The organism is Micromonospora nigra (assembly GCF_900091585.1).
Lineage (GTDB): Bacteria > Actinomycetota > Actinomycetes > Mycobacteriales > Micromonosporaceae > Micromonospora > Micromonospora nigra.
Map to the genome: position 1 here is coordinate 1,287,573 of NZ_FMHT01000003.1, position 22,458 is coordinate 1,310,030.

General features: G+C 74.5%; 17 protein-coding genes and 1 pseudogene. 10 read left to right on the forward strand and 8 right to left on the reverse strand.

Annotated features, from left to right (window positions below; all coding sequences use genetic code 11):
* Window positions 1–177 precede the first annotated feature (177 nt).
* Window positions 178–1,077: a TIGR01777 family oxidoreductase gene (locus GA0070616_RS05050; protein ID WP_091077034.1), complete on the forward strand. Its 900-nt coding sequence runs from the start codon at window positions 178–180 to the stop codon at window positions 1,075–1,077.
* Window positions 1,078–1,140: 63 nt separating this feature from the next.
* On the opposite strand, the gene GA0070616_RS05055 is transcribed toward GA0070616_RS05050, so the two are convergent.
* Window positions 1,141–2,376 (reverse strand): extracellular catalytic domain type 1 short-chain-length polyhydroxyalkanoate depolymerase, encoded by a 1,236-nt coding sequence (locus GA0070616_RS05055; RefSeq protein WP_091077037.1) that lies wholly within the window; start codon window positions 2,374–2,376, stop codon window positions 1,141–1,143.
* Window positions 2,377–2,551: 175 nt separating this feature from the next.
* Here GA0070616_RS05055 and GA0070616_RS05060 point away from each other — a divergent pair, with 175 nt between their 5' ends.
* Both GA0070616_RS05060 and lipB read left to right on the forward strand, forming a co-directional pair.
* Window positions 2,552–4,372: a DUF6311 domain-containing protein gene (locus GA0070616_RS05060; RefSeq protein WP_091077040.1), complete on the forward strand. Its 1,821-nt coding sequence runs from the start codon at window positions 2,552–2,554 to the stop codon at window positions 4,370–4,372.
* Between the two features lie 47 nt (window positions 4,373–4,419).
* Window positions 4,420–5,061, forward strand: coding sequence for a lipoyl(octanoyl) transferase LipB (gene lipB, locus GA0070616_RS05065; protein WP_091089919.1), 642 nt, complete (start codon window positions 4,420–4,422; stop codon window positions 5,059–5,061).
* 150 nt (window positions 5,062–5,211) lie between these two features.
* On the opposite strand, the gene aspS is transcribed toward lipB, so the two are convergent.
* Window positions 5,212–6,498 (reverse strand): aspartate--tRNA(Asn) ligase, encoded by a 1,287-nt coding sequence (aspS, locus tag GA0070616_RS05070; protein WP_091077045.1) that lies wholly within the window; start codon window positions 6,496–6,498, stop codon window positions 5,212–5,214.
* A 352-nt stretch (window positions 6,499–6,850) separates the two neighbouring features.
* Here aspS and lipA point away from each other — a divergent pair, with 352 nt between their 5' ends.
* Entirely contained in the window at window positions 6,851–7,900 is a 1,050-nt protein-coding gene (gene lipA, locus GA0070616_RS05075) for a lipoyl synthase (protein ID WP_091077048.1), read from the forward strand.
* Window positions 7,901–8,010: 110 nt separating this feature from the next.
* On the forward strand, window positions 8,011–8,700 hold the full coding sequence (locus GA0070616_RS05080) for a DUF4191 domain-containing protein (RefSeq protein ID WP_091077052.1): 690 nt from the start codon (window positions 8,011–8,013) through the stop codon (window positions 8,698–8,700).
* Between the two features lie 69 nt (window positions 8,701–8,769).
* On the opposite strand, the gene GA0070616_RS05085 is transcribed toward GA0070616_RS05080, so the two are convergent.
* Window positions 8,770–9,171, reverse strand: coding sequence for an RDD family protein (locus GA0070616_RS05085; protein WP_175439986.1), 402 nt, complete (start codon window positions 9,169–9,171; stop codon window positions 8,770–8,772).
* Between the two features lie 252 nt (window positions 9,172–9,423).
* Here GA0070616_RS05085 and glnA point away from each other — a divergent pair, with 252 nt between their 5' ends.
* Both glnA and GA0070616_RS29115 read left to right on the forward strand, forming a co-directional pair.
* Window positions 9,424–10,848 (forward strand): type I glutamate--ammonia ligase, encoded by a 1,425-nt coding sequence (gene glnA, locus GA0070616_RS05090; protein WP_091077057.1) that lies wholly within the window; start codon window positions 9,424–9,426, stop codon window positions 10,846–10,848.
* Window positions 10,849–11,061: 213 nt separating this feature from the next.
* Entirely contained in the window at window positions 11,062–11,190 is a 129-nt protein-coding gene (locus tag GA0070616_RS29115) for a hypothetical protein (RefSeq protein WP_281187784.1), read from the forward strand.
* A 20-nt stretch (window positions 11,191–11,210) separates the two neighbouring features.
* Here the strand turns inward: GA0070616_RS29115 and mptB (GA0070616_RS05095) are convergent, their stop codons facing one another.
* A complete protein-coding gene (gene mptB, locus GA0070616_RS05095; protein ID WP_091089923.1) occupies window positions 11,211–12,695 on the reverse strand; it encodes a polyprenol phosphomannose-dependent alpha 1,6 mannosyltransferase MptB in 1,485 nt (494 codons plus the stop codon).
* 139 nt (window positions 12,696–12,834) lie between these two features.
* On the reverse strand, window positions 12,835–14,232 hold the full coding sequence (gene mptB / locus GA0070616_RS05100; RefSeq protein WP_091077060.1) for a polyprenol phosphomannose-dependent alpha 1,6 mannosyltransferase MptB: 1,398 nt from the start codon (window positions 14,230–14,232) through the stop codon (window positions 12,835–12,837).
* A 45-nt stretch (window positions 14,233–14,277) separates the two neighbouring features.
* On the opposite strand from mptB (GA0070616_RS05100), the pseudogene GA0070616_RS05105 reads away from it, so the two are divergent.
* A pseudogene (locus tag GA0070616_RS05105) lies at window positions 14,278–16,040 on the forward strand (hypothetical protein).
* 112 nt (window positions 16,041–16,152) lie between these two features.
* Window positions 16,153–16,839: an SAM-dependent methyltransferase gene (locus GA0070616_RS05110; protein ID WP_091077065.1), complete on the forward strand. Its 687-nt coding sequence runs from the start codon at window positions 16,153–16,155 to the stop codon at window positions 16,837–16,839.
* Window positions 16,840–16,845: 6 nt separating this feature from the next.
* Here GA0070616_RS05110 and GA0070616_RS05115 read toward each other — a convergent pair whose 3' ends face one another.
* Both GA0070616_RS05115 and GA0070616_RS05120 read right to left on the reverse strand, forming a co-directional pair.
* A complete protein-coding gene (locus GA0070616_RS05115) occupies window positions 16,846–19,986 on the reverse strand; it encodes a bifunctional [glutamine synthetase] adenylyltransferase/[glutamine synthetase]-adenylyl-L-tyrosine phosphorylase (RefSeq protein ID WP_091077068.1) in 3,141 nt (1,046 codons plus the stop codon).
* Window positions 19,986–20,750 carry a type 1 glutamine amidotransferase gene (locus tag GA0070616_RS05120; RefSeq protein WP_091077073.1) on the reverse strand — a complete coding sequence of 255 codons (765 nt, stop codon included), beginning with the start codon at window positions 20,748–20,750 and terminating at the stop codon, window positions 19,986–19,988. Before GA0070616_RS05120 ends, GA0070616_RS05115 begins: the two co-directional genes overlap by 1 nt.
* 164 nt (window positions 20,751–20,914) lie before the next feature.
* Here GA0070616_RS05120 and GA0070616_RS05125 point away from each other — a divergent pair, with 164 nt between their 5' ends.
* Complete coding sequence (locus tag GA0070616_RS05125; protein WP_091089927.1) at window positions 20,915–21,790, forward strand: S66 peptidase family protein; 876 nt, start codon at window positions 20,915–20,917, stop codon at window positions 21,788–21,790.
* A 180-nt stretch (window positions 21,791–21,970) separates the two neighbouring features.
* Here GA0070616_RS05125 and GA0070616_RS05130 read toward each other — a convergent pair whose 3' ends face one another.
* Window positions 21,971–22,396: a DUF350 domain-containing protein gene (locus GA0070616_RS05130; RefSeq protein WP_091077075.1), complete on the reverse strand. Its 426-nt coding sequence runs from the start codon at window positions 22,394–22,396 to the stop codon at window positions 21,971–21,973.
* Window positions 22,397–22,458 lie beyond the last annotated feature (62 nt).

Sequence of the window (22,458 nt, forward strand, 5' to 3'; positions counted from 1 at the left end):
GCCGGGCACGGCCTCGGGGCGAAGGCACGCCCACCGGCAGACCACGCAGTGCAACGCCGCTCCACGACGCCGATCCGGTCACGCGCGGTGCGTGGCGGGGCGGTTCCGTGCCGTGCGGGGATGGTTGCTCACCGGCTCCGTGCATCCGGACCGTCGCTCGTACCCGAAGATGGGAGTATGCGGATCCTCATGGCCGGCGCGTCCGGCTTCCTCGGCACCCGGCTGGTCGACCTGTTCACCGCCGACGGGCACCAGGTCGTCCGGCTGGTCCGTCGGGCGCCGCGCGGCCCCGACGAGCGGCGGTGGAACCCGTCGGCGGCCCAGCTCGACCCGACGCTGGTCGCGGAGGCCGACGCGGTGGTCAATTTGGCCGGTGCGGGCGTGGGCGACCGGCGGTGGAACGAGGAGTACAAGCGGCTGATCCGCGCCAGCCGGGTGGACACCACCAGCACCCTGGCGATCACGATCGCCGGGTTGCCGGCCGCCGACCGCCCCGAGGTTCTGGTGAACTCCTCGGCGATCGGCTGGTACGGCAACACCGGTGACCGGGCCGTCGAGGAGGACGCGCCGGCCGGCGAGGGGTTCCTCGCCGACGTGGCCCGGGTCTGGGAGGCGGCGACCCGGCCGGCCGAGGACGCGGGGGTCCGGGTGGTTCGGCTACGCACCGGGCTGCCGCTGCACCGCGACGGCGGGCTGCTCAAGCCGCAGTTGCTGCCGTTCAGGCTGGGCATCGCGGGCCGGCTGGGCAGTGGACGGCAGTGGGTGCCCTGGATCTCCATGACGGACTGGCTGAACGCCGCCGCGTTCACTCTCGCCAGGGCCGACATCGCCGGTCCGGTGAACGTGGTGGGGCCGACCCCGGTGACCAACGCCGAGTTCACCCGGGAACTGGCCCGCCAGCTGCACCGTCCGGCGGTCATCCCGATCCCGGCACTGGCCCTGAAGGTGGCCCTGGGCGGCTTCGCACAGGAGGCGCTGACCAGCACCAGGGTCCTCCCCGGCGTCCTCAACCGCGCCGCCTTCACCTTCCGCCACCCCGACCTGCCCTCCGCCCTCACCGCCGCCCTGTCCCCCTGACCCACCCCGGCCCACCCCGGCCTGCTCCGGCGGGGTGGGCGGGGGCACGGTGCGGGGTGGGGGTCAGCAGCCGATGGTCCAGTGGGCGGGGGCGGTCTGACGCAGGGTGGTGGTGTAGAAGATGTTGTAGAGGCCCATGCGCTGGTTCGAGCCCCTGGCGTAGGCGTATCCGCCGGAGTGGTACGCACGGCCCGCGCTCACGTGGGCGTAGTTGCTGGCGGTGACACACGTCGGGGGTGCCGTCGGGGTCGGGCTCGCCGTCGGGGTGGGGGTCGGCGTCGGGCCCGTGGTGGGACCGGCCGTGGGCGTGGGGCTCGGCCCCGCGCCGCCGTCGAGGCCGAAGAAGACCGCGTCGTGGTACGTCGAACAGATGGTGTCCAGGATGTACGCGGCGGCGGTGCCGCACTGGTCGGGGGCGGAGCCGGGGTCCACAGGGGTGCCGTGGCCCATGCCGGCCACCCGGTACACCCGTACGTCGTTGTTGCCGTACACCTCGAGGCTGGTGTTGGCGGGCAGCGACGCGGTGCTGGTCGGGGTCTGCGACACCCCGCGGACGTTGGTCCACTGGTCGCGCAGCTCGGTGGCGTTCGCCGGCACCACGACGTAGTCGGAGGTGCCGTGCCAGATGGCCACCCGCGGGCGCGGCCCGGTGTACCCGGGGTACGCGTTGCGCACCAGGTCACCCCAGGCTGCCGGGGACTTGTCCACCCCGCTGTACTGGCAGGTGCTCGTCGCGGCCGGCGGCGAGCAGCGGTACGGAAGACCGGCGATCACCGAGCCGGCGGCGAACACGTCCGGGTAGGTGGCGAGCATGACCGCGCTCATCGCGCCCCCGGCGGACAGGCCGCTGACGAAGATCCGCTTCGGGTCGGTGCCGTAGGTGTTCCTGGCGTGGTCGGTCATCTGCCTGATGGACAGCGCCTCGCCGGAGCCGCGTCGGATGTCACCTTCGACGAACCAGTTGAAGCAGGAGGTGGCCTGGTTGGCGCTGGACTGCTGGGCGACGATCACGGCGAAGCGCCACTGGTCGGCGTACTTCTGCCAGCCGGTGTTGGCGAAGTAGCCGGCCGCGTTCTGGGTGCAGCCGTGCAGCAGCACGACGGCGGGGGCGCCGGCGGGCAGGTTGTCGGGACGGTAGGCGTACATGGTGAGGTTGCCGGGGTTCGAGCCGAACCCGGTGACCTGGGTCAGGGTGGCGGCCCGGGCGGGCACGGCGACGGCGACCGCGGCCGTGGCGGCGAGGACGGCTGCGGCGAGCGCGCCGGCCAGCCGGGCGAAGAGGGACGGGGTACGGCGCACGGGACCTCCTTGTCGGGCGTGTGACCTGGATCACCCGCGAATTGCCGTGACGTTACGCCCGAATGACAAGGCCGTGACATGGGTCACCGTCACACATTCACTGAGATCAGGATGTGTCCGTACCGGCTCGCGGGTCTGACCGAGCTGTCCCGGTCCGGTTGGTAACGTCCGCTGCGTGTCGACCTCCCCGTCCCCGGCCTCCGCGCCCGAGGCGCCCCGGCGTCCCACCCGCGACCGACGCGCCGATCTGATCGTCGCGCTGCTCGCGCTGGCGCTCGCCGGCTGGGTGACCAGCGGACTGTGGCGGGACCCGAACGTCCGCACCATCACCGTGAACTCCAGCGACCAGGCGCTGTTCGAGTGGCTGCTGGCCTTCGGCGGACACGCCGTCACCCACGGCGACAATCCGCTGTTCACCTACCTGATCAACGTCCCCGACGGGGTGAACCTGGCGGTCAACACCTCGATCACCGTGTACGCGGTGGTGTTCGCCCCGCTGACGTACCTGATCGGGCCGCCGGCCACGTTCCTGGTGATCCTCACCCTCAACCTGGCCGCCACCGCGTACGCCTGGTACTGGCTGCTGTCCCGGCACCTGGTCCGCAGCCCGCTCGCCGCCGCCGTCGGCGGGTTGTTCATCGGCTTCTCCCCCGGCATGGTGTCGCATGCCAACGCCCACCTGAACTGGACCGCCGGCTGGCTGGTGCCGCTGCTGGTGTGGCGGCTGTTCGCGCTGCGCCGCCCCGGCCACTGGCTGCGCGACGGGGCGGTGCTGGGGCTGTTGGTGGCGGTCGCCTTCTCCATCGCCGCCGAGGGCCTGTTCTTCACCGCGCTCGCCCTCGGCCTGTTCGTGGCCGGGTGGGCGCTGCACCCCGCCAACCGGGCGGAGGCACGGGCCGTGCTGCCGAACTTCCTGCGCGGGCTCGCGGTGACCGCGGTGGTCGCCGGGGTGCTGCTGGCGTACCCGCTGTGGCTGCACTTCGCCGGCCCGCAGCGCTACCACGGCACCGGCTTCGACGCGGTCATCCACTCCGAGGACATCGCCGCGTACGCGGCCTGGCCGCGCCGCTCGCTGGCCGGCGAGGCCGGCCTGGGCACCAGCCTGGCCCCCAACCCGACCGAGGAGAACTCCTTCTTCGGGGTGCCGCTGCTGGTGCTCGCCGTCGCCTGTTTCGTGCTGGTGTGGCGCCGCGCCGACCCGGCCCGCCGGGCCACCCTGTGGGCGTTGGGCATCACCGCCGTGGCCTTCACCGTGCTCTCCTTCGGGCCGGTGGCGAAGGTCGCCGGCCAGCGCACCGACCTGCCGATGCCGTTCGACCTGCTCGGCCAGTTGCCGGTGGTGAACGCCGCCCTGCCGGCCCGGTTGGCGTTGGTGGTGGCCCCGGTGATCGGGGTGCTGCTGGCGTACGCCGTGGACCAGCTCCGCGCCCGGCCGCCGCGCCGCCCGGCGGCGCTGGCGTGGGCGGCGGCGTTCGTGGTCGCGCTGCTGCCGTTGCTGCCGACGCCGCTGCTGACCAGCGAGCGGGAGCCGATCCCCGCGTTCATCACCTCCGGCGTGTGGCGGGAGTACGTGTCCCCCGGCGGCGTGCTCACCCCCGCGCCGCTGACCCTCGACGTCTACCCGGACGGGCAGCGCTGGCAGGCGTACGCCCTGTCGCACCGGCAGGGCGAGTTCGCCATCCCCTCCGGGTTCTTCCTCGGCCCCGGCGGCCCCGACGACCGGGGCCGGATCGGTCCGGTGCCGCGCCCCTTCAGCGCGCTGCTGGACCAGGCGGCCCGCAGCGGCACGACCCCGATCGTCACCGAGGGAACCAGGAACGAGGTGCGGGCCGACCTGGAACACTGGCGGATCGAGACGATCGTGCTGGCCGACGAGGTGCACGGCGCCAAGTGGCCGGTCGACGAGGACGCGCTCCGGCGCACACTGACCCTGCTGTTCGGCGAGCCGCAGCGGGTCGAGGACGTCTGGCTCTGGCGGGTCGGCCCGCCACGGTGAGCCGGCTCACCGCAGGTGACCGGCCGGTACGCCGCTACGCTGGTGCCGTGACCGCGACCACCTCCGGCCTCACGGCCGTGCGCGCCGGCGTCCTCGACTACACCGCCGCCTGGGACGAGCAGCGCCGCCTCCACGAGGCGGTGGCCGCCGGCGAGCGCGGCGACACGGTGCTGCTGCTGGAGCACCCGAGCGTCTACACGGCCGGCAAGCGCACCGAGCCGTGGGACCGGCCGACGGACGGCACCCCGGTCGTCGACGTCGACCGGGGCGGCAAGATCACCTGGCACGGCCCTGGGCAGCTCGTCGGCTATCCCATCGTGCGGCTGCCCGACCCGGTCGACGTGGTCGCCTACGTGCGACGCACCGAACAGTTGCTGATCGACGTGTGCGCGGAGTTCGGGCTGGCCGCCGGGCGGGTCGAGGGGCGCAGCGGCGTCTGGGTGCCGGAGGACGACCGGGGCCCGGCCCGTAAGGTCGCCGCCATCGGCATCCGGGTCGCCCGCGGGGTGACCCTGCACGGCTTCTCCATCAACTGCGACTGCGACCTGGCGTCCTTCGACCGGATCGTCCCGTGCGGGATCCGTGACGCCGGGGTCACCTCGCTGACGGCCGAGCTGGGCCGCCCGGTCACCGTCGCCGCCGTCCTGCCGGTCGTCGAACGCCACCTGCCCACCCTCGTCGACGCCTGACCCGCACCCGACCTCGGGCGACGGCGCTGCGGTGCTCCACCGCCGCCGGTTTCCCACAGCGCCGTGGCGTCTCCACAGCGCCGTGGCGACCAGGTCCCAGGCTGGGCCGCAGCGGCCACCTGAGGCCCGAGGTCGGGCGTGGTGGTGGGCCTAGGGGGTCAGGCGGTGCAGGTCGCGAGGGAACGCGGTGACCTCCCGGACGTTGGCCGCGCCGGTCAGGCGGGCGACGAGGCGTTCCAGCCCGATCGCGAAGCCGCCGTGCGGGGGCATGCCGTGCCGGAACGCGTCCAGGTAGCCGGCGTACGGTTCGACCGGCTCGCCGCGCGCCGCCAGGGCGGCCAGGTAGTCGCCGTGCCGGTGCAGGCGCTGCCCGCCCGTGACCAGCTCCACGCCCCGGAACAGCAGGTCGAACCCGTTGGAGTACGCCGGCCGCGCCGGGTCGGGGTGGGTGTAGAAGGGCCGCTTCGCCATCGGGTACCCGGTGACGAAGAGGAACTCGCAGTCGTGTTCACGCCGCGCCCACTCCCCCAGGGCCCGCTCGTGCGCCGGGGCCAGGTCCGGCTCGTCGGCCGGTGCCCCGGCGATCGTCAGCGCCTCGGTGAAGTGCACCGCCGGGATCTGCGCCGGCACCTGCGGCACGGTCACCCCGAGGGTGGCCAGCGCACCACCGGCCCGGTCGGTCACCGTGGCGAGCATCCCGGCGAGGGTGTCGCGCAGCACCCGCATGACGTCCCGGTGGTCGGTGACGAAGCCCAGTTCGGCGTCGAGCGACGTGTACTGGGCCAGGTGCCGGACGGTGTCGTGCGGCTCGGCGCGGAACACCGGCCCGACCTCGTACACCCGCTCGAACACGCCCACCATCAGCTGCTTGTAGAACTGCGGAGACTGGGCCAGGTACGCGGGCCGGCCGAACCAGTCGAGGGCGAACACGTCGGCTCCGCTCTCGGTGGAGGCACCCACCACCTTCGGGGTGTGGATCTCCACGAAGTCCCGGTCGTCGAGGGTGGCCCGGAAGCCGGCGACCGCCGCCGCCGAGACCCGCAGCGCCGCCGCCCGGGTCGGGTGGCGCAGGGCGACGGGCGCGTGGTCGAGCTGGGTGGGCAGGGTGGCGGTGAGCGCCGGCCGGTACAGGTCGAACGGCGGCGGCACGGCGGGCGGGCCGAGCGGTCGTACCGCCGGGTCGGTCAGCTCGACCCCGGCGGGCGCGGTCGGGTTCGCCACCACGGTGGCGGTCACCTCGACGACGGTCTCCTCCGGCAGCCGCTGCACCTCGGCGCGTACGCCCGGGTCGGTGACCACGACCTGGCTGAGGCCGGCGGCGTCCCGCACGATCAGGAAGGCCACCGACTTGAGCAGCCGACGGCGGTGGACCCAGCCGGCGACCCGGACGGTCGCGCCGACGTGGGCGGTGAGCTGGTGGGACAGGATGCGTTGCACGGCGGTTACCTCCTCGGTGTCTCGCAACGCGATCCCCAGGGAGGTGTGGGCGAGCGGGAGCCTCGCGGTGCCACCACACCTTCGCCCCCGCGCGGCGGAGGCCTCGTTCGTCGCCTTTTCACCGGGGCCAGCCGGGCGGGGTCTACTGGGCGTGCGCTGTTCTTCCCGCAGCTCGGGAGGGTCTTCACGCGTCGGCGGCAGACCGCCTCGCAGCAGCCGGCGGCTCTCTTCAACTGACGGTCGACGCGCTACTCGGCTCCGTCACAGCTCTGGCGGGCACGCTAGCACCGCACGCCCCTCGGCGTGACGGCGTTTTCTCGGCTCCGGTGTCCGGCGTCACAGCAATCACGGCGTGACGGCGGTCGCCCGATGTGCATCGACCGCCACCGACGGGCGTAGGCTCGGTTCCGTGACGATCGAGCACTCCGCGCCGACGACCGGCCAGGCAGCGCGCACCGCGACGCCCGCCCCCGAGGGGCGGCGCCTGCTGCGGATCGAGGCGCGCAACGCCGAGACCCCGATCGAGCGCAAACCGCCGTGGATCAAGGTCAAGGCCAAGATGGGCCCGGAGTACACCCAGCTGCGCGGGCTCGTCTCGCGCGAGGGCCTGCACACGGTGTGCCAGGAGGCCGGCTGCCCCAACATCTACGAGTGCTGGGAGGACCGCGAGGCGACCTTCCTCATCGGCGGCGACCAGTGCACCCGGCGTTGTGACTTCTGCCAGATCGACACGGGCAAGCCGGCCGAGTTCGATGCCGACGAGCCGCGCCGGGTGGCCGAGTCGGTGGCCGCGATGGGCCTGCGCTACGCCACCGTCACCGGCGTCGCCCGCGACGACCTGCCCGACGGCGGCGCGTGGCTGTACGCCGAGACCGTCCGGCAGATCCACGCCCTCCAGGCCGGTTGCGGCGTGGAGTTGCTGATTCCCGACTTCAACGCGGTGCCCGACCAGCTCGCCGAGGTGTTCGGCGCCCGGCCGGAGGTGCTGGCGCACAACGTCGAGACGGTGCCCCGGATCTTCAAGCGGATCCGCCCGGCGTTCCGCTACGAGCGGTCCCTCGACGTCATCCGGCAGGCCCGCGCCGACGGCCTGGTCACCAAGAGCAACCTCATCCTGGGCATGGGCGAGGAGCGGGCCGAGGTGTCCCAGGCGCTGCGCGACCTGCACGACGCCGGCTGCGAGCTGATCACGATCACGCAGTATCTGCGGCCCACCCCCCGCCACCACCCGGTCGCGCGGTGGGTCAAGCCGGAGGAGTTCGTCGAGCTGCGCGAGGAGGCCGAGGAGATCGGCTTCGCCGGCGTGATGAGCGGGCCGCTGGTGCGCTCGTCGTACCGGGCCGGCCGCCTCTACCGGCAGGCCCTGGACGCCCGCGCGTCGCAGGCCGTCGTCGCCCGCTGAGCCGCGACCGACCCGGCACGATCCGGGTCGGTCGTGCCACGTTGCCGCGCCGCGCGGTCCCCGGGCGGGCGCGGATCAACGGGCGGACGCCGCCCACTAGACTCTGCGGCATGGCAAAGCCCCAGGAGAAGGTCTCGTTCGGCCAGCGGCTGAAGCAGATCGGGATGGTGTTCAAGTTCACCGCCAAGCAGGACAGGTGGTTCGCGCCACTGGCCGCCGCGGCGGTGCTGATCCCGCTCGCGCTCACCGTGGTCGCCGTCCTGGTCTGGGGCTGGCTGTGGCTTCCGCTGGGCATCCTGTTCGCCCTGCTCTGCCTGCTGATCGTGCTCAACCTGCGGTCCAACCGGGCGATGATGAACGCGGCCGAGGGGCAGCCGGGCGCCGCCGCCCAGATCATGGAGAACATGCGGGGCGACTGGCGGGTGACGCCGGCGGTCAGCTCCACCACCCAGATGGACATGGTGCACCTGGTCATCGGCCGACCGGGCGTGATCCTGCTGGCCGAGGGCAACCCGCAGCGGGTACGCGGCCTGCTCGGTCAGGAGAAGCGGCGGCTGGCCAAGGTGATCGGCAACGCCCCGCTCTACGACTACATGATCGGCCAGGAGGAGGGCGAGCTGCCCATCCGCAAGCTGCGGATGACGCTGATGCGGCTGCCGCGCAGCCTCAGCGGCAAGGACGTCAACTCCCTGGACAAGCGGCTGAAGGCGCTGACCGCCCGGCCGCAGCTGCCCAAGGGCGCGCTGCCGAAAAACATGCGTCCGCCGCGCGGCGCGTTCCGCCAGAGCCGGGGCCGCTGACCCCGAACCCCACACGACGAACGAGAGCCGGCCCGCGGGCCGGCTCTCGTTCGTCCGGCGGTGCTGCGGTCAGGGGCGGGGGGCGGCGGTGATGACGGAGCCGGTCAGCCGGTCGTGCAGGCCCCGGCGGTGCTCGTCCATGAGCAGCGCCGGGACCACCAGGGCGAGCAGGAGGCCGCGCAGCAGGGCGCGGACCAGCCCGATCCGGCCACCGTCGTACCAGGCGACGCAGCGGATCTTCGTGATGAACATGCCGGGTGTCTGGGCGAACAGGCCGAGGAAGAAGCCGTACTCGACGATCAGCACGACGACCGGCGCCCAGGCGTCCCGGGTCGGGTCGGCGAAGGTGTTCGCCACCAGCAGGCAGAGCACCCAGTCGATGACCAGCGCCCCGAACCGGCGACCCAGGTCGGGCGGGGTGAAGGCGGGGTCCGAGGCGGGCGGCGTGGGATGCTGCGGCGGGTTGGTCACAGCGGTCAAGGGTATCGAGGGCCGAGGTCGGCGTTCCGTGCCGGTGGCGCAAAAACGGACTAACAACTGCAAGTGTCACTACACTGGCACAGCCGGGTCCGTCCCCCCGGTGTGCTCGTGGCCGCACGAGGCCGCAACCAGCGCTTCGCGAGGGACGTAACACGGCAGAAACACTGGAGACATGGCCGGGCAACCCCGTGGCCATAGCGTCGCCAGCAGCCTAGCTACCCCGTGGACGTGCCAGGAGGACGTGTGTTCGCCAATCCCGAGGAACTCCTGCGATACCTCAAGAACGAGGACGTGAAGTTCGTCGACGTTCGTTTCTGTGACCTGCCCGGCGTGATGCAGCACTTCAACATGCCGGTGGAGTCGGTCGACGACGCGCTCCTCACCGAGGGTCTCGCTTTCGACGGCTCGTCGATCCGCGGTTTCCAGGCGATCCACGAGTCGGACATGCTCCTGCTCCCGGACGTCGCGACCGCCTTCATCGACCCCTTCCGGGCGCAGAAGACCCTCGCCCTGAACTTCTTCATTCACGACCCGTTCACCCGCGAGGCGTACACCCGCGACCCGCGCAACGTGGCGAAGAAGGCGGAGGCCTACCTGGCCGCCAGCGGCATCGCCGACACCGCCTACTTCGGCGCCGAGGCCGAGTTCTACATCTTCGACTCGATCCGCCACGAGACGTCGGCGCACCAGTCGTACTACTACATCGACTCGATCGAGGGCGCCTGGAACTCGGGCCGCGAGGAGGCGGGCGGCAACCGGGGTTACAAGACCGCCTACAAGGGCGGCTACTTCCCGGTGCCGCCGGTCGACCACTACGCCGACCTGCGGGACAGCATCGTGCGCCGCCTGGTCGACAACGGCTTCACCGTGGAGCGCTCGCACCACGAGGTGGGCACCGCCGGCCAGTCCGAGATCAACTACAGGTTCTCGACGCTGCTGCACGCCGCCGACCAGCTCCAGCTCTTCAAGTACATCGTGAAGAACGAGACCTGGGCCCACGGCAAGACCGCCACCTTCATGCCGAAGCCGCTCTTCGGCGACAACGGTTCGGGCATGCACACCCACCAGAGCCTCTGGCTCAACGGCGAGCCGCTGTTCTATGACGAGACCGGCTACGCCGGCCTGTCGGACACCGCCCGCTGGTACATCGGCGGTCTGCTGCACCACGCTCCGTCGCTGCTGGCGTTCACCAACCCGACGGTCAACTCGTACCGCCGGCTGGTGCCGGGCTTCGAGGCCCCGGTCAACCTGGTCTACTCGCAGCGCAACCGTTCCGCCTGCACCCGGATCCCGGTGACCGGTAGCGACCCGAAGGCCAAGCGGGTCGAGTTCCGGGTGCCGGACCCGTCCAGCAACCCGTACCTCGCCTTCTCGGCGATGATGATGGCCGGCCTGGACGGCATCAAGAACAAGATCGAGCCGCCGGCGCCGATCGACAAGGACCTCTACGACCTGCCGCCGGAGGAGTGGGGCGACGTCAAGCAGGTGCCGGGCTCGCTGCCGGCGGTGCTGGACTCGCTGGAGGCCGACCACGACTACCTGCTCGACGGCGGGGTCTTCACCCCGGACCTGATCTCCACCTGGATCAGCTGGAAGCGGGCCAACGAGGTCGACCCGGTGCGCCTGCGCCCGACCCCGCACGAGTTCGCGATGTACTTCGACTGCTGACGAGCGACACGAGAACCACCGGCCGGGCCGGCTCCGCGACCATGCGGGGCCGGCCCGACCGTGTCAGAGCCGGCCCGACCCGTGCCAAGGGCCAGACCGGCGCCCGGCCGGCGGCAGCACCGCGCCCCGCCGCAGACCTGGCATGAGCGACCCTCGACGCGAGCAGACCGACGGCACCGCCCGTGATCGGAAGCCCGGCACGAACGAGCCGCGGTGACCGCCGTCGGTCCCGCCCCACTGCCCGCGATGATCGCCCTACTGTCCGCGATGATCACCCTGCGCCGGCGGGTGACCGTGCCGGTGAACGCCGGGCGCTGCCCCACCTGTGGGACAGCCCGCTGACGGCCCGCCGGTCTCCGGTCTCACCTGCGGGGCGACTCGACAGCGGTTCGGTCCGGGTCGACGATCGCGTGCCGCAGGCGGGGTAGGCCCCACACCGCCACGGCGACGAGCAGTGCGGTCATCGCCACCGCGCCGGGGGCCTTGGTCAGCCGGGCGAGGTTCGTGCCGTCGGGCAACGCGAGGAAGGAGGCCCCCACGGCGGGCGGTACGAACCAGAGGGTGTGCCGGGCGGCGACCGCCAGCAGGAGCAGCGGCCACGTCGCGTACCAGGGATGGAAGACCGGCGCGAGGGCGACCGTGGCGGTCAGCGCCAGGCCGGCGCCGAGCAGGGCGACCCGGGGCCGCCGGGCCGCCTCCACAGGGGTCATCCGCTGCCGGGCGTCGGTGAGCCCGCGCAGCGTCGTCCAGACCCGCCACCAGAGCAGGATCAGTAGCACGGCCAGCACCACGAGGGCCGCCGCCCGGGCCACCGGCACCGCCGCCGGAGCGCGCCCCGCCGCCTCGCCCACGTAGTCGGCGACCATGCCGACGGCGGTCGGCGGCGAGGTCCACTGCTCGGAGTCGCCGCTGCGGCCCAGCCCGGCCACCCAGCCCAGCCCCAACCCGGAGGCGACGGACACCCCCGCCAGCGCGGCCAGCGCCCCGCCGGCCAGCCAGCCGCCGCCACGCAGCAGCGTCGGAACCGTGTACCGGCCGGCGACCGCCGTCAGCGCCGCGAACGGCAGCACCACCAGGGCGGTCGCCTTCACCGCCACCGCCAGCCCGAGCAGCACCCCGGCCACGAGCAGCGCCCGGGGCCGGTCGGGGCGGCGGACCAGCACCAGCAGGCCGAGCAGCAGCAGGCCCAGCATGACCGCGTCGTTGTGCGCGCCGGCCACCAGATGCACCCCGACCAGGGGACAGGCCAGCGCCAGCCAGGCCGCCCGCCGGGTCGGCACCCCGGCGGCGCGGGCCAGGCCCGGCAGGCAGGACGCGGCCAGCACCACCCCGCCGACGGCGACCATCCGCAACGCGACCACCACCCCGGCCAGGTCGCCGCCGACGGTCACCGCGAGGGCCGCCAGCAGGACGAAGAACGGCCCGTACGGGGCCGGCGTGTCCCGCCAGATCGGGGCGACCGCGTCCGCCCACGGGCAGCCGGCCGCAGCCACCCCCGTCGCGTACGGGTCGACGCCGTGCGCGTACGCCCAGCCCTGGCAGGCGTACGAGTAGACGTCCCGGCTGGCCAGCGGTGCGGTCAGCAGCAGCGGCAGGGCCCACAGCCCGGCGGTGACGTACGCCCAGCGGGTCGACGGCGCACCTCGGCGCAGTGCCCACCACGCGCCGGTCATCGCGGTGGTGCCGGCCAGCCACAGCGCGACGGTCAGCGGGCCGTCCTCGGCACGCCACACCCGCTCGGCGGTGGCGTCGGGCAGGGCCCCGCCCACGTAGCCGGCCACGGCCAGCAGGACCGCGCCGACCAGCCCCGCCCAGCGGGCCCGCCCCGCCACGCGGGTCGACGGCACCGGCCCGACGGAAGCGAAGGGACCGCCAGGAGCAGCAGAGCCACCGGAGGCGGCGGACACGCCGGGGTCGGGCGGGCGGGCGGCGGACACGCCGGGGTCGGGCGGGCGGGCGGCGGGCTCCGTCACCGCGTACCTCTCCTCAGTCGGTGGCCGGTTCTCTGGCCGCCCGCGCCGACCGTACCAAGCGCACGGCCACCCAGATGGTCAACAGCGTCATCAGCGGGGCACCGGGAACCTTGGTGTACCGGGCCAGGCCGGTGCCGTCCGCGAGCACCAGGAACGACGCGACGACGGTCACCACGCAGAACCAGCCGGTGCGCCGGGCGGTGGCGGCGAGCAGCGCCAGCGGCCAGAACCAGTACCAGGGGTGGAACAGCGGCGCCAGGGCCACGGTCGCGGTCAGCGCCAGCGCGGCGTGCCACAGCGGGTCGCGGGTGCGGGCCCGCCACCACAGCCACACCAGCAGCACCGCCAGCACGGCCATGCCGATGCCCCGGGTCACCGGCAGCGCGTCGACGTGCAGGCCGAACGGCAGCACGAGGTAGCCGACGGTCTGCCCGACGGCGGTCGACGGTGACGTCCAGGCCACCACGTCGCCGCCCCGGGCCAGGCCGCTGATCCAGCCGAAGTCCAGACCGGCCGCGAGCGTGGTGCCGGCGACGGTGGCGATCGTGGCGGCGACCACCCAGCCGCCGTGACGCAGCAGCGCCCGCACCGAGTACGCCCCGACGATCGCGGCGAGGGCCGCGAACGGCACCACCACCAGGGCGGTGATCTTGACCGAGGCGGCCAGGCCGAGCAGCGCTCCCCCGGCCAGCAGCGGTCCGGGGCGACCGGGTCGGGACACCACCACGGCCAGCCCGGCCACCAGCAGGCCCACCATGAGCGCGTCGTTGTGCACCCCGGAGACCAGGTGCACGGCCACCAGCGGGCTGCCCAGGGCCAGCCACAGCGTCCGGGGCACCGGAACGCCGCAGCGGCGGGCCAGCACCGGCAGGCAGACGGCGGTCAACGCCACACCGGCCACCGCGATCAGCCGGAACAGGGCGATGCTGCCGAACAGCGAGCCGGTGGCGGCGACCACCGCGCCGGAGAGCACCACGAACAGCGGCCCGTACGGAGCCGGCGTGTCCCGCCAGATGTACGAGATGGTGTCCAGCCAGGGGCAGGGCAGCGCCGACACGCCCTGCTCGTAGGGGTTGACGCCGGCGGAGTAGCTGGCCCCCTGGCAGGCGTACGCGTAGGCGTCGCGGCTGCCCAAGGGCGGCGCGAACAGCAGCGGCGCCAGCCAGAGCCCGACGGTGACCAGGGCCCAGCGCGCTGACGGCACCCGGTCGCGCAGGGCCCACCAGGCGCCGGCCATCGCGGCGGTGCCGACCAGCCACAGGCCGATGATCAGCGGCCCGTTCGGCCCCTGCCAGATGCTGACCGGGGTGGGGCGCAGGTCCCCGTCGGGCAGCGCCCCACCGAGGAACGCGGCCACGGCGAGCAGCGTCGAGCCGGCCAGTCCGATCCAGCGCGCGAGGTGGTGGGGCACGGAAGGACATGCTGCCAGTACCCTGGGCGGCCTACGGAGGTGGGCATGCGGGGAATCCGGGTGGTGGTGCTGGCCACCGCGTCGGCAGCCGTGCTCGGCGTGGCGTACCTCACGCTCCCGCCGATGGGATCCGACCTCGCCGCCCAGGTGGCCCGGGCCGACTTCTTCGCGGCCCACGGTGGCACGCCGGTGGACCTGCGCTGGTACGGCGGGGTGCACCAGTTCGGCTACAGCCTGCTCACCCAGCCGGTGATGGCCGTCCTGGGTGTCCGGGTCACCGGGGCGCTGGCGCTGGTCGCGGCGGCGGCGGCGTTCGCGGCGCTGCTGGTGCGCGTCCGGGTGCCCCGACCGCTGGCGGGGGCCCTGGTCGGGGTGGCCGCGATCGCCGGGAACCTGGTCGCCGGTCGGGTCACCTACGGCGTGGGCGTGGCGTTCGGGCTGGCCGCACTGCTGGCACTCACCCTGCCGACCCACCGGCGGGGCGAGCCACCACCTCGGCCGGGCCGGCCGCCCCGCCAGCCTGGACTGTCGCACCGGCCGGGCCTGCGGCTGGGGCTCGCCGCCACCGGCGCACTGCTCGCCTCGGCGGCCAGTCCGGTGGCCGGGCTGTTCGTCGGCCTCGCCGGTGCGGCGCTGCTGCTGTCCCGCCGGTACGCCGACGGCCTGGCCCTCGGTGTCGCGGCGGCGCTGCCCCTCGGCGTGACGGCGCTGCTCTTCGGTGACGGGGGCTGGATGAACATCAGCCGCACCGACACCGTCCGCGCGGTGGTGACGGCGCTGCTGGTGGCGGCGCTGGTCGGATACCGGCCGGTGCGGGTGGGGGCGCTGCTGGCGGCGGGCGGGGTGCTGGTCGCCGCGCTGGTGCACACCCCGGTCGGCCTGAACGCGACCCGGCTGGCGGCGATGTTCGCCCTGCCGCTGCTGGCCGCCGCCGCCCGCCCGCCCGCCTGGGCGGCGCTGCTGCCGCGCCTGGGCACGGGGTCCAGCCGGGGGTCGGCGGGTCCCGGGGGCCAGCCGGCACGCGCGGCGGAACGGCCCCCCGAGGGCCAGCCGGCACGCGAGGCCGCGCGGGCCCGCGCGGCGGGGCGGGCACGCGAGGTCAGGCGCGCCGGCGAGGCGTCGAGGTGGCCGCCCTGGTGGCGCTGCTCGCGGCGGTGTGCTGGTGGCAGCCGCCGGTGGTCCCGGCCGACCTGCGCAGCATCGGCGACCCGACCAGCCGGGCGGCCTACTTCGCCCCGCTGCGCGACTTCCTCGCCGGGCAGCGCCTGACCGGACGGGTGGAGGTGCCGCCGACCCGCAACTACTGGGAGGCCGCGTCGCTGGGCGAGGTGCCGCTGGCCCGGGGCTGGCTGCGGCAGGCCGACATCGACCGCAACCCGCTGTTCTTCACCACGGTCCCCGGTGCCGCCGGCACCGGCGTGCCGCTGACCCCGGACACCTACCGGGCCTGGCTGGTCGAGAACGCCGTGCAGTTCGTGGCGGTCCCCGACGCGCCGCTGTCCTGGGTGGGGCGGGCCGAGGCGCACCTCGTCACGGCAGGGCTGCCGTACCTGACGCCGGTCTGGTCCGGCCCGCACTGGCGGGTCTGGGCGGTGACCGACCCGACCCCGCTGGTCGGCGCACCGGGTGTGCTGGTCGCGCAGGACGGGGCCGCGGTGACGTTCGAGACGACCGGCCCGGGGGTGGTTCCGGTGCGGGTGCGCCACAGCCCCTGGCTGACGGCGTCCGGCGGCGGTGTCGTGCGGGCGTCCGGCGACTGGGTGACCGTGACCGTGCCCGGTGCCGGCCGCTACACCCTCGGCAGCTGAACACCGACTTTTGCCAAACCAGCAATCTTTCTTGCCGGTACGTGTGCGGCGCCGGACGATCGGTGCGGCGGGGCCCAGAGGATGGGGCCCGGCAACCACCTGAGGAGGAAGCATGCGCCACGACGGCGAGACCGCACCGCGCACCCACCGGCAGCCGACGCAGGACCGGCCGGCCGGAGTGGACGACGAGACGGCCCGGTTCTGGGACGACCTCTACGGCCAGCGGGAACGACGCTGGAGCGGGCGGGCGAACCCGCACCTGGTCGACGTCGCCGGCCCGCTGCCCGCCGGCACCGTGCTGGACCTCGGCTGCGGCGAGGGCGGCGACGCGGTCTGGCTGGCCCGTCAGGGCTGGCGGGTGACCGCGGTCGACGTCTCGGCCACCGCCCTGGACCGGGCCGGGGCGGCCGTCGCCGCCGCCGGTGTCGCCGCCCGCGTCGAGTTCCAGCGGCACGACCTCACCCGCACCTTCCCCACCGGAACGTACGACCTGGTGTCCGCGCAGTTCCTCCAGTCGCCGCTGGAGTTCCCCCGGCTGGAGGTGCTGCGCGCGGCGGCCCGGGCGGTGGCCCCCGGCGGCCGGCTCCTCGTCGTCGAGCACGGCGAGGTGCCCCCGTGGGCGCGGGCCGCCCACCCGGACGTCCAGTTCCCCACCCCGCAGGAGACTCTGGCGGGGCTGGACCTGGAACCGGGCCGCTGGGAGACCGAGCGGCTCGACGCGCCGCGCCGCACCGCCACCGGCCCCGACGGTCAGCCCGGTCACCTGGTCGACCACCTGGTGCTGGTGCGCCGCCGGTAGCGGCCGTCAGCCCTCCAGCACCCGTTCCATCGCCGTCCGGGACCGGCGGCCGGTGCGCAGGTACTCGTCGAGGAACTCGCCCGGGTCGTCCCGGCCGAGCAGCCGCACCACCCCCGCCAGTTCCACCCCGTGCCGGGGCAACTGGTCGCCGGCGCGGCCCCGCACCAGCATCAGCGCGTTGCGGACCTGCGCGGCGAGCGTCCAGCCGGCCGCCAGGGCCTCGGCGTCCGCCGGGTCGACCAGGCCCGCGTCCCGCGCCGCCGACAGGGCGTCGAGGGTACGCGTGCCGCGCAGGGCCCGGTTCCCGCCGGCGTGCCGGAGCTGGAGCAGCTGCACCGCCCACTCGACGTCGGCCAGGCCACCCCGACCCAGCTTGGTGTGGGTGGCCGGGTCGGCGCCCCGGGGCAGCCGCTCGTTCTCCACCCGTGCCTTGATCCGCCGGATCTCGACGACCTGTTCGCGGGTCAGCCCGTCGGCCGGGTAGCGGACCGGGTCGACCAGGGTCTCGAACTCGGCACCCAGGTCGGCGTCGCCGCAGACGAACCGGGCGCGCAGCAGCGCCTGCGCCTCCCACACCTTCGACCAGCGCGCGTAGTACTGCGCGTAGGCGGCGAGGCTGCGCACCAGGGGGCCCTGCCGGCCCTCGGGGCGCAGGTCGGCGTCGACACCGAGCGGCGGGTCGGGAGCGGGCATGCCGAGCAGCCGGCGCAGTTCCTCGGCGATCGACTGGGCGGCGGCGCTGGCGGCGCTCTCCGCCATCCCGTCCGGCGGGTCGTAGACGAACAGCACGTCGGCGTCGGACAGGTAGTTCGACTCGTACCCGCCGAGGCGACCCATGCCGATCACCGCGAGACGCAGCCCCGGCGTGGGCGGCTGCGCGGCCTGCGCGGCCCGCAGCGCGGCGGCGAGGGTGGCGTCGGTGACGTGGGACAGCGCGGTGCCCACCGCGGTGACGTCCGCCAGACCGGGGGCCGCCCGCCCGCCGCCGTCGGGGCGCGGCGGAGCGGGGGCCAGCGAGCCGGCGCGGCTGAGGACATCGGTGCAGGCGAGCCGGACCAGTTCCCGGCGACGCAGCGCGCGGACCGCCCGGGTGGCCTCGACCGGGTCGGCGTGCCGCCCCGCCGCGGCGGCGAAGCCGGTGCAGAGCACGTCGCGCGGGCGTGGCGTCAGCTCGGTCTCCTCGGCCAACAGGCGCAGCGCCTCCGGCTCCCGGGAGAGCAGGTCGGCGATGTACCGGGACGACGACAGCACCCGGGCGAGCCGGCGGGCCACCGGCCCGGAGTCCCGCAGCAGCCGCAGATACCACGGGGTGCTGCCGAGCGAGTCGGAGACCTGGCGGTAGTTGAGCAGCCCGCGATCCGGTTCGGGGGCGTCGGCGAACTCGCTGAGCAGCACCGGCAGCAGCGTGCGTTGGATCGCGGCGGTGCGGCTCACCCCGCCGGTGAGGGACTGGAGGTGACGCAGCGCCCCGGCCGGGTCGGCGAAGCCGAGGATCTCCAGCCGGTTGCGGGCCGCCTCCGGGGTCAGCCGCAGCCCGTCGGCCGGCACGCGGGCCACCGACTCCAGCAGCGGCCGGTAGAGCAGCTTGGCGTGCAGCCGGCGTACCTCGGTGGCGTGGGTGACCCACTCGGCGCGGAACTCCTCGACGGCGCTGCGGCCCGGCCCGGCCGTGTGGCCCAGCGCGGTGGCCAGCCAGCGCAGCCCGGCGGGATCCGTCGGCACGGTGTGGGTGCGTCGCAGCCCCTGGAGCTGGAGGCGGTGCTCGACGTTGCGCAGGAAGCGGTAGCCGCGCAGCAGGGCCTCCCCGTCGGCGCGGCCCACGTAGCCGCCGGTGACCAGCGCACGCAACGCCGGGATGGTGCCGGGCGGTCGCAGCGACTCGTCGCCGCGACCGTGGACGAGTTGCAGCAGCTGGACGGCGAACTCGATGTCGCGCAGCCCGCCCGGACCGCGCTTGATCTCGCGTTCCAGCTCCTTCGGCGGGATGTTGTCGATGATCCTGCGGCGCATGGCCCGGACGTCCTCGACCGCCTCCGGGCGTTCGGCGGCCCGCCACACCAGCGGGGCCAGCGCGTCGATCCACTCCCGGCCCAACGCCAGGTCACCGGCCGCCGGGCGGGCCTTGAGCAGGGCCTGGAACTCCCAGGTGCGCGCCCAGCGGCGGTAGTAGGCCAGGTGGCTGGCGAGCGTACGCACCAGCGGGCCCCGGTTGCCCTCGGGGCGCAGCGCGGCGTCGACCGGCCAGGCGACCAGGCCGCAGACGTGGATCAGCCGGGTGGCGACCGTGGTGGCCGCCGGCAGGTCGTCGTCCTCGGCGGCCACGAAGATCACATCGACGTCGGAGACGTAGTTCAGCTCCCCGCCCCCGCACTTGCCCATCGCCACCACGGCCAGCCTCGGCGCGGGCGTGCCCTGCGGCAGTTCCGCGACGGCGATCGCGTACGCGGCCGACAGGGTGGCGTCGGCCAGCGTCGACAGCGCGGCCATGGTCTGCTCCAGCCCGCGCCCCCCGGTCAGGTCAGCCGCCGCGATGCGCAGCAACGCCAGCCGGTAGGCCCGCCGCAGCACCGCCACCGGGTTGCCGTCGCCGCCCAGGTCGAGCCGCCCGTCGGCGGTCGGTGCGAGCCCGTCGGGCGCGGTGCGCAGCGTCGCCCACTGGTCGGGGTTGGCGACCAGGTGGTCACCGAGCGCCGAGGAGGCCCCCAGCACGGCGACCAGCCGCCGACGCAGCCCCGGATCGTCGTGCAGCGCGCCGAGCAGCGCCGAGCCCGCGCCGATACCGCCCGGGGCGCCCACTGAGCCGTTCCCACCAGAACCGGCCGCCGCGTCGTTCCCGCCACCCGGGCCGGCCGTCGTGCCGTTCCCACCACCCGGGCGGGCCGTCGCGCCGTTTCCGCCGCGCACCGCCCGCCGCTCAGCCTCGACGAGGCGGTGCAGTTGGCGCAGGGCCAGATCCGGGTCGGCGGCCCGGGAGAGCGCAGAGAGCAGGTCCTGGGCCCGGTCGTCGGTGGGCTCCTGCGTCTCCGGCCGCCACAGGGCGAGACCGTCCGGGCCGAGCAGGTCGGCGGCGCGGGCACCGACGAGGTCGTCGGTGCTGCCGAAGCCGTACCGGGCCAGGCGACCTGCGGCGCTGGTCGGCCGGCCCATCAGTGCCCGAGCAGGGGAAGGCTGCGGACGGGGGCCTCGTCCAGCTCGCCGAGCGCCAGCGCGGCGAACCGGGCGGCGAAGGGCTGCCAGACCTCCTCCACGTCGGCCATCACCGCGTCGCAGGCCGCCACCACCAGCTCGGGGTCGTGGCCCAGCTCGGCCAGCAGCGCGGAGTTACGCGCCCAGTCGGCGATCATGGCGGTGTCGCACTCGATGTGGAACTGCAGGCCCCAGGCCCGGTCGCCGAGGCGGAACGCCTGGTGCGGGTAGCGGGTGGAGGCGGCCAGCAGGGTGGCCCCCCGGGGCAGCTCGGTGATCTCGTCGGAGTGCCACTGGAGCACGTCGGGGATCAGCGGCACGTAGCGGAACAGCGGATCCGCCTCGGCGGCGTCCCGCCGGCCCACCACCGCGGGGCCGACCTCGGGCCCGGACGGGCTGCGCTCGACCAGACCGGCGTGGGCGGTGGCGAGCAGCTGCGCGCCCAGGCAGACCGCCAGGGTGGGCACCCGGTGCCGGACCGCCTTGCGCAGCAACCGCTCCACCGCCGGGAACCAGGGCGCCCCGGGCCCGCCGTCGGGCAGCTCGTATGCCTGCTGCTCCCCGCCCAGCACGACCAGCGCGGCGTACCCGTCGAGGTCGGCGGGGAGGTCCTCGCCCGCGTGCGGGCGCACCACCCGCAGGCCGAGGCCGGCCTCGGTCAGCCACTCCCCCAGCCGGCGTGCGTCGTCGGTCGGGTCGTTCTCGATCACCAGCGCGGTTGCCACGCGTCGAGGCTATCCGGTCGTCCCGACAAAGGCCGGAACGGCTCCACCGGGCGGCTGGCACGGTGTCGGGGTTCTGGCAGCTAGGCTCTGCCGCTGTGTCCGACCGCCGCACTCCCGACGACACCGTCGTCCGCCCACCGGCCCTGCGTCCCGGCGACACGGTGATGCTGGTGTCGCCGTCCGGGCCGACCCGGCCCGAGCGGGTGGCCCGGGGCATCGAGCTGATCACCGGGTGGGGACTGCGACCGGTGCCCGCGCCGAACGCGTACGCCCGGCAGGGCTATCTGGCCGGCGGGGACGCGCTGCGCGCCGCGGACCTGAACGCGGCCTTCGCCGACCCGCAGGTACGCGGGGTGATCTGCACCCGGGGCGGGTACGGCGCGCAGCGGGTGGTGGACGCGATCGACATGGCGGCGGTGCACCGCGACCCGAAGGTGGTCGCCGGCTTCTCCGACATCACCGCGTTGCAGTTCGCGCTGTGGCGGGGTGCCCGACTGGCGACCGTGCACGGGCCCGGGGCGGTCTGGCTCGACGAACGGACCCCGCCGCGCTCGGCGGAGTCGCTGCGCGCCGCGCTCACCACCACCCGCCCGGTCACGGTCGTCGCCGATCCGTTCGAGGAGACCCACCCGGTGCGGGTGCCCGGACGTGCCACCGGGCCGCTGCTCGGCGGCAACCTGTGCCTGGTCGTGGCCTCGCTGGGCACCCCGGACATGCCCGACCTGACCGGGGCGGTGCTGCTGCTGGAGGACGTGCAGGAACCGCCGTACAAGATCGACAGGATGCTCACCCAGCTCCGCCGGGCCGGCGTGCTCGACGGGCTGGCGGGGGTGGCGGTGGGTCAGTTCACCGACTGCGCCGACGGCTGGGACGTCGGCGTGGTCGACGTGCTCGCCGACCGCCTCGGCGATCTGGGCGTGCCGGTGCTCGGCGGTCTGCCGATCGGGCACGGCGTCGGGCAGCTCACCGTTCCCGTCGGCACCGACGCCACCCTCGACGCGACCGCCGGCACCCTCACGGTCTGTCCCGCCGTCCGCTGATCGAGGCGGTCGACGGGCCGGTGGCGGCGGGCCGCTTTGTCGGTTGGGGGCCGCGCGGTTTGCGGCGTACCGGGCTGTCCGGTGCCCGGGATGCCGCGGATTGCCGCAACTGGGGCCGCCCAGCACGGGGACGGCCAGGTTCCCCGCAACCGAGATCTCAGCCGGCCGCCGTCCGGCCGGTCAGGCGATGCAGGCGCAGACGATCAGCGCGGCGCCGAAGTGGGTGGCGGCGCTGACCCGGGCCGCCGGATGCGGCTCGTCGGAGCAGATGATCTCGCCGAGCTTGCCGGGGGTCAGCAGGTCGAGCACGAAGAACGCCAGCGCCATGATGAGCAGCCCGACGCCGCCGAAGACGAGCGTCGAGGCGATGCCCTTGGCGAAGTCGCTGTAGCTGGTCAGGATCGCCGTGAACACGATGCCCGCGACGCCGAGCTGGTTCGCCGCCAGGAGCAGGCCGGCGTTGGCGTTGCGGCGGACCCAGATCAGCTCCCGCAGCCTGCCGGGCGTGAGCAGGTCGACCAGGACGAAGCCGGCGACCATCAGGGCAACCCCGACCACCCCGTAGACCACGCTCTGCCACGCTCCGCTGAGCAGATCCTCCAGCACCGACTGCCTCCCGCCTCCACCGCCGGCCGAGGTGCCGGCGCAGTGATCGAGACGATAGCCTC

Excerpts from the sequence above, each read along its gene's own strand:
- GA0070616_RS05050 (WP_091077034.1), top strand. The coding sequence starts at position 178 with ATGCGGATCCTCATGGCCGGCGCGTCCGGCTTCCTCGGCACCCGGCTG.
- GA0070616_RS05080 (WP_091077052.1), top strand. The coding sequence starts at position 8,011 with ATGGCAAAGCCCCAGGAGAAGGTCTCGTTCGGCCAGCGGCTGAAGCAG.
- GA0070616_RS05110 (WP_091077065.1), top strand. The coding sequence starts at position 16,153 with ATGCGCCACGACGGCGAGACCGCACCGCGCACCCACCGGCAGCCGACG.
- GA0070616_RS05115 (WP_091077068.1), bottom strand. The coding sequence starts at position 19,986 with ATGGGCCGGCCGACCAGCGCCGCAGGTCGCCTGGCCCGGTACGGCTTC.
- GA0070616_RS05125 (WP_091089927.1), top strand. The coding sequence starts at position 20,915 with ATGCTGGTGTCGCCGTCCGGGCCGACCCGGCCCGAGCGGGTGGCCCGG.